The organism is Rhodovulum viride, assembly GCF_003265965.1.
In the GTDB taxonomy this organism is placed as follows: Bacteria; Pseudomonadota; Alphaproteobacteria; order Rhodobacterales; family Rhodobacteraceae; genus Rhodovulum; species Rhodovulum kholense.
Genome location: NZ_MUAV01000018.1, coordinates 39,352 through 55,296 on the forward strand (window position 1 = coordinate 39,352; position 15,945 = coordinate 55,296).

Sequence of the window (15,945 nt, forward strand, 5' to 3'; positions counted from 1 at the left end):
CTCAGATCGTCCGCCCCTCCCAGATGCCGCGCCGCACCAGCTCGCGCGAGACATCCAGCGTCAGTTGCTCCACCGCGCGACAGGCCCGGGTTATCGCCCGGGCCGGGTTGGTCACCAGATAGACCGGCCGCGTCATGCGCGGCTCGACGATGGGCGCACGCAGCAATTCGCCCCGGGCCACGAAATCCTGCGCCGCGGCGGGCGCGAGGATGGTATAACCCGACCCCCGCGCCACCAGCTCCTTGATCTGGGTCATCGCATCCATCTCGACCACCACGTTCAGCGTCACCCGGTTGGCCGCGCAGTACTTCTCGATCAGATGGCGCAGCCCGTTCGAGGTCAGCACCATGTCGAGCCGCTCCAGCGCGCGCAGCGGCACCGGCGTGCCCGCCGGCGTGTCGAGCGGCCAGGCATCGGGCGAGGAGTGGAAGTACAGATCCTCCTGCAGCACATGGGTGCGGCGGAAATGCTCGACCCCCTCGAGGTCATAGAGAAAGCCGATATCCACCGTGCCGTCCTGCACCCAGGTCTTGATATAGCCGCTCATGGCCTCGACCGTCCTCAGCCGCACCTCAGGCATGTCGTGGCGCACGGTTTCGGCCAGCGGCACCGACATCACCATAGAGACCGAGGGCGGCATCCCGAAACTGACCCGGCCGCGCAGGACGCCGTTCAGCTCGTGCATGTCGGCGACGCAGCGGTCGACGCTGTCGCAGATGTGCCGCGCATGCTCGGCCAGCACCCGCCCCTCTTCGGTCAGGATCGTGCCGCGGGGCGAGCGTTCGACCAGCTGCACGCCCAGCTCGTCCTCCATCCGCCGGATATGCTGCGACAGCGAGGGCTGGGCCACGCCGGCGGCCTGCGACGCCGCCGAGATCGACCGCGCCTCGGAGATCGCCAGGAAATAGCGCAGTTGCCGGATGTCCAAGGCTCTCGCTCCTTGCGCGGCGGCGGCGCCGGTCAGTCGAACTCGATCACCTGCCGGATCGCTATGCCCCGGTCGAGTTGGTCCATCGCCAGGTTGATCTGGTCGAGCTTCAGCCGGTGGGTCAGCATCTTCTCGACCGGCAGCCGCCCCAAGGCATGCAGCGCGAACATCCTCGGCAGGTCGCGCTGCGGTACGCAGGACCCGATATAGCTGCCCTTCAGCGACCGTTCCTCGGCCACCAGCTTCAGCGCGTTCAGCGACATCCGCGCGTCGGGATGGGGCAGGCCCGCGGTGACGGTGGTGCCGCCCCGGCAGGTGACGTCATAGGCGGTTTCCAGCGCCCGGACCGAACCGGCCAGTTCCAGCGCCACGTCGACACCGCCCCCCGTCAGATCGCGCACGGCCGCAACCGTATCGTCATCGGCCGCAACCGCATGGGTCGCGCCCATCGCCAGCGCCGCCTCGCGCTTGGCCGGGAACGGGTCGATAGCGACGATCTCGCCTGCGCCCGCCGCCGCCGCGCCAAGGATCGCAGACAGCCCGACCCCGCCCAGGCCCACCACCGCGACCTTGCTGCCGGGCATGACGCGGGCGGTGTTGAAGACCGCCCCCGCACCGGTCAGCATCGCGCAGGAAAACAGCGCCGAGATGTGCGGCGGGATATCGGCCTCGACCTTCACCAGCGAGGGCCGCGCCAGCACCGCATGGGTGGCGAAGGCCGAAACGCCCACATGGTGATGTACCGGCCGCCCGTCCATCGACAGCCGCCGATGCCCGGTCATCAGCTCGCCCACCCCGTGATGCCTGGCCGCGCGGGTGCAAAGCGCCGGGCGCCCCTCGGCGCAGGGGGTACAGCTGCCGCAGCCGGGCGCGAAGATGCAGACGACATGATCGCCGGGCGCCAGATCGGTGACACCGTCGCCCACCGCCTCGACATGGCCCGACGCCTCGTGGCCCAGCACCATCGGCACCGGGCGCGGCCGGGTGCCGTTGATCACCGACAGGTCCGAATGGCAGACCCCGGCCGCCGCGACCCGGATCAGCACCTCGCCAGGACCGGGCGCGTCCAGATCGAGCTGGCGCACCGCAAGCGCCTCTGCCGCCTCGAAATCCTTCTCTATCCCGCCGCGCTCCAGCACGGCAGCCGTGATCTTCATGGAAAGCTCCTCCCTGGTCCGCCGGTTGATCCGGCCGTCTCCCATGCCGAGCCTATCTCCCCGGCCCGACACGCAAAGCGATATTAACTGGGCCATAGGCAAAATCTATAACGGAAAGCGCGGCAAGCTATTGGTCAGCGCGATGACCCTCTCCTAGGCTCGGCGCAGTTTCACTCTTGGGGAGGAAGAGATGAACTGCTAGGCGACACTTCGTGCCGCGTCCTTCTGCGCTGCGCTGGCGGCGGGAAGCGCCGCCCTTGCCGACGACACCACGCCCGACTGGGCCGCGACGCCCTGGGGCCCCGAGGACGAACTGGGCGCGGCCAACCTGATGACGCCCGAACGGGTGCGCGAGGCCACGGGGCTGGTGACCGAGGGAAAGGTCTACAGCCTCGGGATGATCGTCGGGTCCGACACCCCCGCCTTTCCGCCGCGCAGCCTGTCGGTGACGGTGCTGCAACCCAACCAGACCGAAACCCATGGGCTGGGCGAGAACCGATTCACCTATAACGACGACATCTTCATGGGCTGGCTCGGGATCGGCCCGCAGATCGACGGGCTTGGTCATGCCGGGATCGACCACACCTATTACGGCGGCCGCACCGTGCCCGATTTCGCCAAGGCCTCGGGCCTGACCGAACTGGGGCTGGAAAAGCTGCCGGGGCTGGTCGGGCGCGGCGTGATGCTGGACATGGCCGCGCATTTCGGCACCGACATGGTCGCGGAAGGCACCGCCTATACCGCCGACGACGTGAAGGCCGCGGCCGAGGCGCAGGGCATCGAGATCCGCGAGGGCGATGTCGTGCTTTTCAATTCGAACTGGATGAACCTGCTGGACGGCGCATCGCCCGACCCGAAACGGTTTGGCGCGGCCGAGCCCGGGCTTGGCGTCAGCGGCGCCGAATATCTGGCCGGGCTCGGGGTGATGGCGGTCGGCGCCGATACCTGGGGCATGGAAGTGGTACCGGCCGAGGAAGAGGGGATGGCGTTCCGTGCCCACCAGATCCTGCAGCCGCAGCATGGCATCTACATCCTTGAAAACATGGACACCCGGGCGCTGGCCCGGGACGGGGTGCACGAGTTTCTGTTCGTGATGGGACAGGCCCGGATCAAAGGGGCGGTACAGATGATCATCAACCCCATCGCGATCCGCTAGAGCACCGGAAAACAGGGAGGAAAACCGGATGAAGACCTGGCTGCTGATGGCGCTTTGCGCCGCGATGCCGCTGACCGCCATGGCCGCCGACAAACCGGCGTCGCTGAAGGTTGGCATGACCACTTTCATGACCGGGCCCGCCTCGGTCTTTGGCGTCCCCGCGAAGAACGCGGCCGAGATCCTCGTCGAGACGATCAACGCCCAGGGCGGGATCGGCGGTGTGCCGGTCGAGGTCAGCTTCATCGACGAGGGCGCGGGTGCCGAGACGCTGACCTCGGAATACCGCCGGCTTGCGGAATCGGGCGGCGCCGACGTGATGTTCGCGGCGATTTCCTCGGGCAACTGCCAGACCCTGGCGCCGCTGGCCGAGGACCTGAAGGTCATCAACTTCATGTGGGATTGCGGCACCCAGAAGATCTTCGAGGAACACAGCTACAAATACGTCTTCCGCACCCAGGCCAACGCCACGCCGGAAATGCTGGCCGCGGTGATCTACCTGCTGAAGACCCATCCCGATTTCAAGACCATCGCCGTCGTCAACCAGGACTATGCCTGGGGCCGCGACAGCTGGGACATCTTCCGCACCGCGCTGATGGCGATGAAGCCCGACGTCAAGGTGGTGGGCGAGTTCTTCCCGAAATTCGGCTCGCCCGACTTCTCGACCGAGATTTCGCGGCTGCAGGCGCTTCGGCCCGATGTGATCCTGTCGACCAACTGGGGCGGCGATCTCGACACCTTCGTGCAGCAGGCCGCCCAGCGCGGGCTGATGAACAGCTCGACCTTCGTGCTGCCGCTGGCCGAATCCTCGCTGGAACGGCTGGGATCAAGCCTGCCCTCGGGCCATATCGTGGGGGCGCGCGGCGATCACTATTTCCGGCATCCCGAACGCCGCGACGATGATGCCTTCAAGGACTTCATGGCGCGCTATGAGGAAAAGACCGGCGAGATTTCGGTCTATCCGGTGTTCCACACCGCGCAGGCCTTCGCCGCACTGCAGGCGGTCTACGAGAAGGCGATCGCGGCCAATGGCGGCGACTGGCCCGACGAGGATCAGGTGCTGGCCGCCATGGCCGGGCTCGAATTCCAGGGGCTCGGCCGCCCGGTGACGATCCGCGAGGATCACCAGGGGATCGAGGCACAGCTGATGGCGACCAGCGTGCAGACCGGGGACCACCCCTTCGCGACGCTCGAGAACATCATGATCTTCGACGGCGCCGACATCACCGCGCCGGTGGGCGAGGTCTCGGTCGACTGGGTGGCCGGGCTCGATGCGAGCTTCCTCGATCAGGTCAACGTCGCCACCTACGCCGACTGAGCCCGGACGGCCGGACGGACGCCCCCGTCCGCCCGGCATTTGCCCAACCGGAACCCGACATGACGCCAACGCTTTTCCTTCTCGCGCTATTCGACGGCATTGCCTATGCCGCGCTCGTCTTCATCGTGGCGCTGGGGCTGACCCTGATCTTCGGGGTGATGCGCATCCTGAACATCGCGCATGGCTCGCTTTACGCCATCGGCGCCTATGCCACCGTGTCGCTGTCGGGCTGGGCGCTGGCCTTGGGGCTGGCGCCGATCCTCGCCTTTCCGCTGATGCTGGTCTCGGCGGTGCTGGTCGGGCTGCTTTTGGGCGGGCCCATCGAATGGCTCTTGCTGCGCCGGATCTACGACAAGCCCGAGGTTCTGCAGCTGCTGGTCACCTTCGCGGTCTTCATGATCCTCGAGGACGTCCAGCGGCTGGTCTGGGGCACGCGGCCCTATTTCGAGGCGACGGCCCTGCAGGCGCTGGGCAATGTCACCGTGCTGGGCGTCACCTATACCGTCTATCAGTTGATCCTGCTGCCCGCGGTTGCCGCCGCGCTGCTGCTGGGAATGCGGTTTTTCCTGCGCCATACCATCATCGGCAAGCTGATCCTCGCCACCACCGAGGACCGCGAGGCGGCGCAGTCGATCGGGATCGACGCCGACAAGGTCTTCCTGTTCACCTTCATCGTCGGCGCGGCGCTGGCCGGGCTGGGCGGCGCGCTGGCCTCGCCCACCACCTCGATCCTGCCGGGGATGGGCGCCGACATGATCGTGCTGTCCTTCGCCGTGGTCGCGACCGCCGGGCTTGGCCAGATCGAGGGCGCGGCGCTGACCGCGCTGATGATCGGGCTCGGGCGGTCCTTCGCCGTCTATGTCTGGCCCGAGGCGGCGACGCTCGTGCCCTACGCGATCATGGTCGCGGTGCTGTCGGTGCGGCCGCAGGGCCTTTTCGGCAGCCCGTCCGCCCGCAAGATCTGAGGAGTTCCAGCAATGACCCATGCGACAGAGCTGGGCCAGGCCCGCCCGACCGGCCCCGGAAGGGGGCTGTCGATGGCCGGAACCGTGCTGCCGCTGGCGGGACTCGGGCTCTTGGCGCTGGTGCCGCTTGGGGCGCCGGGACTGCAGCTTCTGGTCAATCTGGCGCTCGCCAAGGGGCTGGCCGTGGCCGGGGTCAGCGTATTGCTGCGCGCCGGCCAGGTGTCCTTCGGCCATGCGCTTTACTTCGCCGTCGCCGCCTATGCCGGGGCCTTCCTGATGACCGCCCTGCCTGGCGCCGATCTGGCCCTTGTGCTGCTGGCGGGTCTGCTCGGCGCCGTCGCCGCGGGGCTTTGCGTCGGGCTCTTCGTGGTGCGCTATCGCGGCATCTTCTTCGGCATGCTGAACCTCGCCTTTTCGATGATCTTCTGGTCTTTCCTCGAGAAGTTCTACCACATCACCGGGGGCGCCGACGGCATCCGCCTGCCGCGCCCGACCGTGCTGGGCATGACGCTCGACCGCGCAAGCTTCGAGCTGGTGCTGTTCTACCTCACGCTCGTGCTGGTGCTGGTCCTGGGCTGGGCCACGATCCGCTGGCTCGCCTCGCCCGCGGGCCAGATCTTCCAGACCCTCAAGACCAACGAGACCCGGCTGGAATATCTGGGCGTCTCGCCGCGCCGGGCGCTGTTATGGGGGTATCTCGTGTCGGCCGCGCTCTGCGGGATCGGCGGCGCCTTGATGGGGGTGACGCAGGGCGTCGTCACGCCCGAATACGCCTGGTGGATCCGCTCGGGCGAGATGGTCTTCATCGCCGTTCTGGGCGGGGCCGGGTCGGTGCGCGGCGCCTTTGTCGGCGCGCTGATCTACGAACTGGTCCGCACCTATGCCTCGGCCTATGCGGGCGATGTCTGGCAGATGCTGCTGGGCGGCTTCCTTCTGGTCATCATCCTCTTCGCGCCGCGCGGCGTGATCGGCATGATCGAGACGCCGGCACATCGCGGGGAGGCGCGCAAATGACCGCACCGCTGCTGGAAACCCGCAACCTCGTGATCCGCTTCGGCGGCGTGATCGCGGCCAATGACGTGTCGCTGACCATCACGGCGGGGCGCAACCTCGCCATCATCGGGCCGAACGGCGCGGGCAAGACCACCTTCCTGAACATCTGCACCGGCTGGATCAAGCCAAGCTCCGGCCAGGTCCTCTTCGAGGGCGAGGACGTCACCCCCCTGCCGCCGCGTGCCATCGTGCGGAAGGGCGTCGCCCGTGCCTTCCAGATCCCCCAGCTTTTCACCGAACATACCGCGCTGGAAAACCTGTTGATCGCGGTCGCAGCCCGCGACCGGCTGCGCAACCCGTTCATGGACCTGCACCGCATCCCCGAACGGGACGAGATGATGCATCTGCTGGAAATGGTGAAATGCGCCGATGCCGCGCATCGCCCGGTGGTCGAACTGCCCGAGGGCCAGCGCAAGCTGGTCGACATCGCCGTGGCGCTGGCGCTGCGGCCGCGGCTTCTGCTGATGGACGAGCCGACCTCGGGCGTCGCCTCGTCGGAAAAGCACCGGATCATGGAGATCCTGGTCGAGGCGCTGGCCGAGCGCAAGGTGACCTCGGTCTTCGTCGAACATGACATGGGCATCGTCGAACGTCATGCCGAAGAGGTCGCGGTCTGGAACGCGGGCAATGTGCAGCTGCGCGGCACCCCGCGCGAGATCCTCGACCATCCCGACGTGATCCGCGACGTCATCGGGGAGGCCGTCTGATGCTGGAATTTCGCGATGTCGATGCCGCCATTGGCAAGATCCCGATCCTGCGCGGGCTGAATTTCAGGATCGGCGAGGCCGAGACCGTGGCGCTGATCGGGCGCAACGGGGCTGGCAAGACGACGCTTTTGCGGTCGGTCATGGGCTTTACCGACGTGACCGGCGAGATCCTGCTCGACGGCCATCCGCTGGGGCCGATGCATCCCGCGCGCCGCCCGGGGCTCGGCATCGGCTACGCACCCGAGGATCGGCGGCTGTTCTCGGCCTTCACGGTCGGGGAAAACCTTCTGCTGCCCGCCCAGAACGCCCGGCTCGACCGGGCCGAGACGCAGCGCAGGCTTGATCGCGTCCATTCGATCCTGCCCGAGCTGAAAGAAATGGCCGACCGGCCCGCGGGCAATGTCTCGGGCGGTCAGGGCAAGATGGTGGCGCTGGGCCGGGCGCTGATGCTGGGCACCCGGCTGGTGATGCTGGACGAACCCTTCCAGGGCCTCGCCCCGGCGCTGGCCCTGCGCTACGCCGACGCGCTGCGCGCGCTGCGCGATGCCGACCGGACGGTGACGCTGCTGATCACCGAATCGAACCCCGCGCTGCTGCGCGGCTTTGCCGACCGCACGCTGGTGATCGAACGCGGCGAGGTCGCCGCGCCCGGCCCCCATGCCATTCCCGCCTGACCGAGAGGCCGCCATGAACCAGACCGACCTGCCCCTGCCCGAGCCCGCCAACCTGATCGGCAATGTCTGGCAGCCCGCCGCCTCGGGCGCCACGATGGAGGTGATCTCGCCGATCGACGGCCAGCCCTTCGCCCGGATCGCCGATAGCGGCCCCGACGATGTCGACGCCGCCGTCGCCGCCGCCCGCGTCGCCTTCGAAGGCGGCGACTGGTCCCGCCTGAGCGCGGCCGAGCGCGGGCGAGCGCGGGCGCCTTCTGCTGCGCCTCGCCCGCCGGATCGAGGACGAGGCCGAGGCGCTGGCCCGGCTCGAAAGCCGCGACAATGGAAAGCCGATCCGCCAGGCCCGCGCCGACATGGCGGTGACCGCGCGCTATTTCGAATATTACGGCGGCGCGGCCGACAAGCTGCATGGCGAGATCATCCCCTTTCTCAAGGGCCACAATGTCGAACTGCATCGCGAACCGCATGGCGTGACCGGCCATATCATTCTGTGGAACTATCCCGCGCAGATGTTCGGCCGGTCCGTGGCGCCGGCGCTTGCGACCGGCAATGCCGCGGTGCTGAAACCCGCAGAAGAGGCCTGCCTGACCGCGCTCCGGATCGGGGCGCTGGCGGTCGAGGTGGGCTTTCCGCCGGGCGCGCTGAACATCGTCACGGGGCGCGGCGAAACCGCGGGCGCGGCCCTGTCGCGCCACCCGGACATCGACTTCATCTCGTTCACCGGCTCGCCCGAGGTGGGCGTGCTGATCCAGACCGAGGCCGCGCGCAACTTCATCGGCTGCACGCTGGAAGTTGGCGGAAAGTCCCCGCAGATCGTGTTCGACGATGCCGATCTCGACGCCGCGTTGCCGGTCCTCGTCAATGCGGTGATCCAGAATGGCGGCCAGACCTGTTCGGCTGGCAGCCGCGTGCTGGTGCAGCGGGGCGTGTTCGACACGGTCGTGGCCGGGCTCAAGGCCCGGTTCGAGGCGATCGAGGCGTCCGACTCGGGCGAGGAGGCGGTGCTGGGCCCGCTGATCTCGGCCCGGCAGAAAGCCCGCGTCGAGGCCTATATCGCCAATGCCGGGGCACCGCTGATCGCCCTGGGCCGCATCCGGGCCGGGACCCCCGAACACGGCTTCTACGTCGCGCCCGCGGTCTTCGGCCCCTGCGACCCGGGCTCGCGGATCGCGCAGGAAGAGGTGTTCGGCCCCGTCCTTTGCGTGATCCCCTTCGAGGACGAGGCAGAGGCCATCGCCATCGCGAACGGCACCGATTACGGGCTTGTCGCCTCGGTCTGGACCCGCGACGGCGCGCGCCAGCAGCGGGTGGCCAAGGCGATGCGCTGCGGCAAGGTCTTCGTCAACGGCTATGGCGCGGGCGGCGGGGTGGAACTCCCCTTCGGCGGGCGGCGCAAATCCGGGCATGGCCGCGAGAAGGGCTTTGCCGCCCTGCATGACTTCACCACCCTCAAGACCATCGTGACGACCCATGGCTGAGGCCAATCTAGGAACGGAGAGATCTGAATGAGACTGGACGGCAAGGCGACACTGGTGACGGGGGCGGCCTCGGGCTTCGGGCGGGGCATCGCCGAGACCTATATCCGCGAGGGCGCCCGGGTGGCGGTGGTCGACATCGACCGCGACCGCGCCAAGGCGGTGGCCAGCGAGCTGGGCGAGAACGCCCTGGCCATCGGCTGCGATGTCTCGAAGGGCGACGAGGTCGCGGCCGCTGTCGCCACCACGCAGGAGGCGTTCGGGCGGCTCGACATCGTCGTCAACAACGCGGGCTGGACCAACCGCAACCAGCCGCTGATGGAGACCGATGAGGCCACTTTCCGCAAGATCTACGACATCAACGTGCTGTCGATCTTTCACATGACCAAGGTTTGCGTGCCGATCTGGCGCGCGCAGGGCGGAGGCGTGATGCTGAATGTCGGCTCGACTGCGGGCATCCGGCCCCGGCCCGGGCTGACCTGGTACAATTCCTCGAAAGGCGCGGTGAACCTGATGACCCGCTCGCTGGCGGTCGAGCTGGCGCCAGACCGCGTACGGGTCAACGGCATCGCCCCGGTGATGGGCGTGACCGGCCTTCTGGAACAGTTCATGGGCGTGCCCGACACCCCCGAAAACCGCGAACGCTTCATCGCAACGATCCCGCTGGGGCGGTTGTCCCAACCGCGTGACGTCGCCAATGCAGCGCTTTATCTCGGATCGGACGAGGCCGATTTCATTACCGGGGTGATCCTCGAGGTCGATGGCGGCCGCACGATCTGAAAGGACCGCGCCCCATGGCCGACCGACTGCCCCCCGCCCGCCGCGCCGATTTCGCGGCCTTCCGCAGCCTGACGACGCGCTGGGAAGACAACGACATCTATGGCCACATGAACAACGTCGTGCATTACGCGCTGTTCGACACAGCAGTGAACGGCTGGCTGATCGAGGCTGGCGTGCTTGATATCCGGGGCGGCGCCCAGATCGGGCTCGTGGTCGAAACCGGCTGCCGCTACCATGCCGAAATGGCCTTTCCCGACCGGGTGACGGCGGGGATCCGGGTCGCGCATCTGGGCCGCAGCTCGGTTCGCTACGAAATCGCGCTGTTTCGCAATGACGAGGATACCGCCGCGGCCGAGGGCGTCTTCGTGCATGTCTATGTCGATGCCGCCACGAGGCGCCCCAGCCCGCTGGCGGCGCCTTTGCGCGCGGCGCTTGAAACCCTGGTGCGGCCCGGGCCGGCAGGGCACTGACCCCGTCGGCCCGGACCCGGTCTAGCGGTTGTCGGGCTGGGCCCGGACGCTCAGCCGCCCGCGATGCGAGATGCGATAGGGGCCGCCATTGCGCGACTCGATCAGGCACCGGCGGCGCAGCCGGCCGAAAACGTCGAGGTCGCAATCCGACAGGACCAGCCCGTCGCGGGTAAAGCAGGTGATGGCCACGATCTTGCCGCCCGCCTCGGGGCGGTCATGGACGATGCGCCCACCCTGAGCCAGCACGTGCAGCACGCGCTGTTCGCGTTTCGAGATGTTCATGGAAGTTCCTGTGCAAGTCAAACGAAAGGCCCGCGAGGGCTCCTGGCCCTCCGGGTCGATCTCAAGCCCTCCGACGATCAGAGGGCGTCCTTACACAAGCTCCAGCATCAAGGCTCCGCTCGCCCACGGGACGCGGACGGTCGGGGCCAACTTGGGCGCGCGCCGCGCCCCGGTCAAGGGAAAGGGGTCAGACGGCCCCCGCCTGCGACGGAATGCGCGGCGCCAGCTCGCCCACCACCTGTTCGTACAGCGTCCGCTTGAACGGCACGATGTGATCGACAAGCGCGTCGGGGTCGAGCCAGGTCCAGGCCGAAAACTCGGGATGCTCGGTCTCGATGTTCACCTGATCGTCGCGGCCCTTGTAGCGCAGCAGATACCAAAGCTGTTTCTGTCCGCGATACTTGCCCTTCCAGACCCGGCCCAGCAATTCGGGCGGCAGGTCGTAATCCACCCAGTCGGCGGTCCGGGCGAGGATCTCGACCAGATCGGCGGTCACCCCGGTCTCTTCCCAAAGCTCGCGCAACAGCGCCTCTTCGGGTTCTTCGCCCTTGTCGATCCCGCCCTGCGGCATCTGCCAGGCGGGCTCGGCCCAGTCCTTGCGCTGGCCGACAAAGACCTTGCCCGCGCCATTGACCAGCATCGCGCCGACGCCGCGGCGATAGGGAAGTTTCTCGATCTCTTCGGGACTCATGTCGTGCCTTCGGGGCCGGTGCGACCCGGCCCCCTCCTTTCGTGTCACTTGTGCTCGGGGTCGAGCGCCGACAGGCCCTTGAGGATGTCGACCGCATAGGCCAGCTGGTAATCCTCTTCGCGCAGCTTGGCGGCGGCTTCGGCCTTGGCCAGCTCTTCCTCGGCCTGCTTGCGCTCGTCCTCGGTCATGCTGTCATTGTCGAGCGCCCCGCGCAGATCGGCCTCGGACCGGGTCCGCGCCGCGGCACTGGCGGGCTGATCCTCGGTTTCCTCCGTCACCGGCGGACGCGGCGGCTGTTCGACCACGATGTCGGGCGCGACGCCCAGCGCCTGGATCGAGCGGCCCGAGGGCGTGTAGTAGCGCGCCGTCGTCAGCCGCATCGCGCCCTCGCCCTTCAGCGGCATCACCGTCTGGACCGACCCCTTGCCGAAGCTGCGGGTACCGACCACGATGGCGCGGCGATGGTCCTTCAGCGCGCCCGCCACGATTTCCGAGGCCGAGGCCGACCCGCCATTGATCAGCACGACCATCGGCAGACCGCCGGTCAGGTCGCCCTTGGTCGCGTTGTAGCGGTCGCTGTCCTGCGGATTGCGGCCCCGGGTCGAGACGATCTCTCCGGCGTCGAGGAACGCATCCGACACCTTGATCGCCTGCGGCAGAAGCCCGCCGGGGTTGTTGCGCAGATCGAGCACCACGCCGGTCACGTTCTCGATGCCGCCCAGTTCCTCGACCGACTTGTTCCACTCTTCCTCGAGATTGGCATAGGTCTGGTCGTTGAAGGTGGTGACGCGCAGCACGACCGTGCTGCCCTCGACCCGCGAGCGCACCGCGGTCAGCTTGATCGTGTCGCGGGTGATGGTGACGTCGAAGGGCTCGTCGACGCCCTTGCGCACGACGGTGATGACGATCTCGCTTCCGACCGGGCCGCGCATCATCTCGACCGCGTCGTCAAGCGTCAGGCCCAGCACGCTTTCGCCGTTCACATGGGTGATGAAGTCGCCCGACTCGATGCCGGCCTCGTCGGCCGGGGTGCCGTCGATCGGCGAGACAACCTTGACGAACCCGTCTTCCTGGGTGACCTCGATCCCGAGCCCGCCGAATTCGCCGCGGGTCTGAACCTGCATGTCGTCGAAGTCCTTCGGCGGCAGATAGCTCGAATGCGGATCGAGCGAGGTCAGCATGCCGTTGATCGCGGCCTCGATCAGCTTGGTCGAGTCGACCTCCTCGACATATTGCGACCGGATCCGTTCGAAGACGTCCCCGAAGAGATCGAGCTGTTCGTAGACCGAGCTGTTCGACTTGGCCTCATCGGCCAGAAGCGGCCCGGCCACCTGGGTGGCGACGAGCGTTCCGGCGACCACACCGCCCAATGCGGCAACCACGAATTTCTTCATCGACGTCCTCAATCCTTACTGTCGCGCGAACCACGGCGCAGGGTCCACGGGGCTGCCGCCCTGTCTCAGTTCCATATAAAGCGTTTCCGGACGGTCATTGCCACCGCCTTCTGCCGCCGCGTCCAGAAACGCGGCCGTGTTGGGATCGGCGCCGCCCATGAGACCGACCGGCGCGCCGGCGGCAAGCACCTGACCCTCGGCACCATAGACCTGCGCCATCCCGGCAAGCACCAGCAGATATCCCTGGGCGGGTTCCAGCACCATCACATTTCCGTAGTCGAGCAGCGGCCCGCGATAGCGGATCGTGGCCGCGACGGGCGTCGTCACCAGCGCCAGCGGCCGGGTCGCCAGCACGAGGCCCGGCCGGACGATCCCGGCCGCGTCGGGCTCTTCGAAGCCGCGCAGCAGGGTTCCCTCGACCGGAAGCGGCAGCTGGCCCTCCAGCGCCTCGAAGGCGGGCGGGGCGCTGTCTTGGGGGGCGGTGCCGCCGACCTGGGACAGCCCCGCGGCAAAGCTGTCAAGCGTCTCGCTGCTGTCGGCCAGATGGGCCAGACGCTCGGGGTCGGCCGAAAAGCGCTGCGGCAGGTCGCGGCGGTCGGCGATGGCCTGGCTCAGTTCGGTGCGCGCGGTCTGCACCCCCGAAAGCCCCGCGGCCAGATCGTCGGCCGCGCTTTCCTGCAGCGCCCGGATCAGCGCGATCTCGTCCAGCTGGCCGCGCAGCGACTCGGCCTCGGCCTGCAGCGCCGGGGTCACCTCGCCCAGCATCATGCCCGCCCGCGCGGCGCCAAGCGGCCCGGTCGGGTGCAGCAGAACCAGCGCCTCGGGATTGCGTTCGATGCTGGAGAGCACACCCACGAGCTGGGCGATCTCCTCGCGCCGGGCATCGAGCACGGCGGCGATGGTCTGTTCCCGAACCGCGGCGCGCCGCAGCCCCTCGCGAAGGGCGGCAAGGCCCTGTTCATAGGCGCGCACGGTTTCGGTCAGCGCGGCGACCCGGTCGCGGGCACCTCCCGCAGCCTGCAGCCGGTCGGCGGCGTCCCGCAGCGCCGCGGCCGCAGCCTCTGCGGTCTCGGCCGGATCGGCGGTCTGGGCCAGGGCCGGGGTCGGCCAGAGCGGGACTGACAGGGCCGCCAGCGCGGCCCCGGCGATCAGAAGGGCGAGAAACGGGCCGCCTGCCTGTCTCACGCCGCCTGTCTCACACGCCGATCAGGGTTTCGCCCGTCATCTCGGGCGGTTTCGGCAGGTTCATCAGCTCCAGAACGGTCGGCGCCAGATCGGCCAGCCGCCCGTTGCGAAGCCGCGCACCCTCGGGCCCGCCGACCAGAATCACCGGCACCGGGTTCAGGGTATGCGCGGTATGCGGGCCGCCCGTCGCCGGGTCGATCAGGGTCTCGCAATTGCCGTGATCGGCGGTGACGATCATCGCACCGCCCGCCGCCGCAAGCGCCTCGAGCGCGCGGCCGAGATTGCGGTCCACCGCCTCGCAAGCCTTCATGGCCGCCGACAGGATGCCGGTATGGCCGACCATGTCGGGATTGGCGAAGTTCACGACGATCAGGTCATAGCCCTTGCCGATGGCCTCGACCAGCTTGTCGCCGACCGCCTCGGCCGACATCTCGGGCGCCAGGTCATAGGTCGCGACCTTGGGGCTTGGCGGCATGAAGCGGTCCTCGCCCACTTCGGGCGCTTCCTTGCCGCCGTTCAGGAAGAAGGTGACATGGGGGTATTTCTCGGTCTCGGCCAGCCGGAACTGGGTCAGCCCCTGCTTGGCGACCCATTCGCCCAGGGTGTTGACGATCTTGCGCTTGGGAAAGACTGTGTCCATCCAGGCGTTGTGCTCGACCGAATATTCGACCATCCCCAGCAGCGCGGCGAGCTGCGGCCGGGTCCCGGTATCGAAACTGTCGAAATCGGGCTGGGCGAAGGCGCGCAGGATCTCGCGGGCGCGGTCGGCCCGGAAATTGAGACAGAAGAGCCCGTCGCCATCCTTGATGCCGTCATGGCCCGCGACCACCGAGGGGTGGATGAACTCGTCGGTCTCGCCGCGATCATAGGCCTTCTGCACGGCCTCTTCGGCGCTGGCGACCTCTTCGCCAAGCCCGTTGGCCATGGCGTGATAGGCGAGCTTGACCCGTTCCCAGCGATTGTCGCGGTCCATCGCATAATAGCGCCCGATCACGGTGGCGATATGCGCGCCCTCGGGCAGGCCCTCTGCAAGTTCGGGGATGAAGCGGTCGGCCGATTGCGGCGGCACGTCACGCCCGTCGGTCAGGGCATGGATGGCAACCGGGACGCCTGCCTCGGCGATGCAGCGGGCGGCGGCGAGGATATGGGCGATATGGCCATGGACGCCGCCATCGGACACAAGCCCCAGCAGATGCGCCGTGCCGCCCGAGGCCTTCATCTTGTCGATGAAGCCGGTCAGGGCGGGTTGCCGGAAGAAGCTGCCATCCTCGATCGACAGGTCGATCTGGCCCAGATCCATCGCCACCACCCGGCCTGCACCGATATTGGTATGGCCGACCTCGGAATTGCCCATCTGCCCCGTCGGCAAGCCGACATCGGGCCCGAAGGTGGTCAGGATCGCATTGGGGCAGGTCTGCATCAGCCGGTCGAAATTGGGCGTCTCGGCCAGCAGCGGGGCATTGTCGTCATGGGTGGGGCCGATGCCCCAGCCATCGAGAATGCACAGAATGACGGGTTTCGGTGTGGTCATGGCAAAAGCACCCTTCTGCAGTTGCGCCCCTTCTAGAAGGCACGGGGCCAGAGGACAACAGCGGCCGTCGATGGCAGCCTGTCACACGGGCGCTTCTGGGGCGAGTTGCAAATGCGGCCGAACGACAGCCCGGTGGCCACTGGCCGCGCCCTGCGGGCGCGGGAAGGGGGTATTTGGGCCAA

At 68.0% G+C, this 15,945-nt stretch carries 15 protein-coding genes and 1 pseudogene; 9 read left to right on the plus strand and 7 right to left on the minus strand.

What is annotated here, in order from left to right; translation table 11 throughout:
- Position 1: 1 nt before the first annotated feature.
- Both BYZ73_RS14830 and BYZ73_RS14835 read right to left on the minus strand, forming a co-directional pair.
- Entirely contained in the window at positions 2–928 is a 927-nt protein-coding gene (locus BYZ73_RS14830) for a LysR family transcriptional regulator (protein ID WP_112316544.1), read from the minus strand.
- A gap of 32 nt (positions 929–960) precedes the next feature.
- On the minus strand, positions 961–2,085 hold the full coding sequence (locus tag BYZ73_RS14835) for a zinc-binding dehydrogenase (protein ID WP_112316545.1): 1,125 nt from the start codon (positions 2,083–2,085) through the stop codon (positions 961–963).
- A 331-nt stretch (positions 2,086–2,416) separates the two neighbouring features.
- Here BYZ73_RS14835 and BYZ73_RS14840 point away from each other — a divergent pair, with 331 nt between their 5' ends.
- From BYZ73_RS14840 to BYZ73_RS14880, 9 genes and pseudogenes are all read left to right on the plus strand, one after another.
- Entirely contained in the window at positions 2,417–3,241 is an 825-nt protein-coding gene (locus BYZ73_RS14840; protein WP_220086844.1) for a cyclase family protein, read from the plus strand.
- Between the two features lie 28 nt (positions 3,242–3,269).
- Positions 3,270–4,556 carry an ABC transporter substrate-binding protein gene (locus BYZ73_RS14845; protein WP_112316547.1) on the plus strand — a complete coding sequence of 429 codons (1,287 nt, stop codon included), beginning with the start codon at positions 3,270–3,272 and terminating at the stop codon, positions 4,554–4,556.
- 59 nt (positions 4,557–4,615) lie between these two features.
- The gene (locus BYZ73_RS14850) at positions 4,616–5,521 is read left to right on the plus strand and encodes a branched-chain amino acid ABC transporter permease (protein WP_112316548.1); all 906 of its coding nucleotides are present in this window, start codon (positions 4,616–4,618) and stop codon (positions 5,519–5,521) included.
- A gap of 12 nt (positions 5,522–5,533) precedes the next feature.
- Positions 5,534–6,535, plus strand: coding sequence for a branched-chain amino acid ABC transporter permease (locus BYZ73_RS14855; protein ID WP_245943167.1), 1,002 nt, complete (start codon positions 5,534–5,536; stop codon positions 6,533–6,535).
- On the plus strand, positions 6,532–7,281 hold the full coding sequence (locus BYZ73_RS14860; protein WP_112316549.1) for an ABC transporter ATP-binding protein: 750 nt from the start codon (positions 6,532–6,534) through the stop codon (positions 7,279–7,281). Before BYZ73_RS14855 ends, BYZ73_RS14860 begins: the two co-directional genes overlap by 4 nt.
- Positions 7,281–7,955, plus strand: coding sequence for an ABC transporter ATP-binding protein (locus BYZ73_RS14865; protein ID WP_112316550.1), 675 nt, complete (start codon positions 7,281–7,283; stop codon positions 7,953–7,955). Before BYZ73_RS14860 ends, BYZ73_RS14865 begins: the two co-directional genes overlap by 1 nt.
- Positions 7,956–7,968: 13 nt before the next feature.
- Positions 7,969–9,433 (plus strand): annotated as a pseudogene (locus BYZ73_RS14870) (aldehyde dehydrogenase family protein).
- A 27-nt stretch (positions 9,434–9,460) separates the two neighbouring features.
- Positions 9,461–10,210 (plus strand): SDR family oxidoreductase, encoded by a 750-nt coding sequence (locus tag BYZ73_RS14875; protein ID WP_108028370.1) that lies wholly within the window; start codon positions 9,461–9,463, stop codon positions 10,208–10,210.
- A 14-nt stretch (positions 10,211–10,224) separates the two neighbouring features.
- The gene (locus tag BYZ73_RS14880; protein ID WP_112316551.1) at positions 10,225–10,680 is read left to right on the plus strand and encodes an acyl-CoA thioesterase; all 456 of its coding nucleotides are present in this window, start codon (positions 10,225–10,227) and stop codon (positions 10,678–10,680) included.
- Positions 10,681–10,701: 21 nt separating this feature from the next.
- Here the strand turns inward: BYZ73_RS14880 and BYZ73_RS14885 are convergent, their stop codons facing one another.
- The 5 genes from BYZ73_RS14885 to gpmI all read right to left on the minus strand — a co-directional run bounded on the left by BYZ73_RS14885 (position 10,702) and on the right by gpmI (position 15,763).
- Positions 10,702–10,962 (minus strand): YjhX family toxin, encoded by a 261-nt coding sequence (locus tag BYZ73_RS14885; RefSeq protein WP_112316552.1) that lies wholly within the window; start codon positions 10,960–10,962, stop codon positions 10,702–10,704.
- A gap of 187 nt (positions 10,963–11,149) precedes the next feature.
- Entirely contained in the window at positions 11,150–11,653 is a 504-nt protein-coding gene (locus BYZ73_RS14890; protein WP_112316553.1) for an RNA pyrophosphohydrolase, read from the minus strand.
- A 44-nt stretch (positions 11,654–11,697) separates the two neighbouring features.
- A complete protein-coding gene (locus tag BYZ73_RS14895; RefSeq protein WP_108028366.1) occupies positions 11,698–13,047 on the minus strand; it encodes a S41 family peptidase in 1,350 nt (449 codons plus the stop codon).
- 15 nt (positions 13,048–13,062) lie between these two features.
- Positions 13,063–14,232 carry a murein hydrolase activator EnvC family protein gene (locus BYZ73_RS14900; RefSeq protein ID WP_425451092.1) on the minus strand — a complete coding sequence of 390 codons (1,170 nt, stop codon included), beginning with the start codon at positions 14,230–14,232 and terminating at the stop codon, positions 13,063–13,065.
- A gap of 10 nt (positions 14,233–14,242) precedes the next feature.
- Positions 14,243–15,763, minus strand: a complete 1,521-nt coding sequence (gpmI, locus tag BYZ73_RS14905; protein WP_108028365.1) for a 2,3-bisphosphoglycerate-independent phosphoglycerate mutase — start codon at positions 15,761–15,763, stop codon at positions 14,243–14,245.
- Positions 15,764–15,945: the final 182 nt, after the last annotated feature.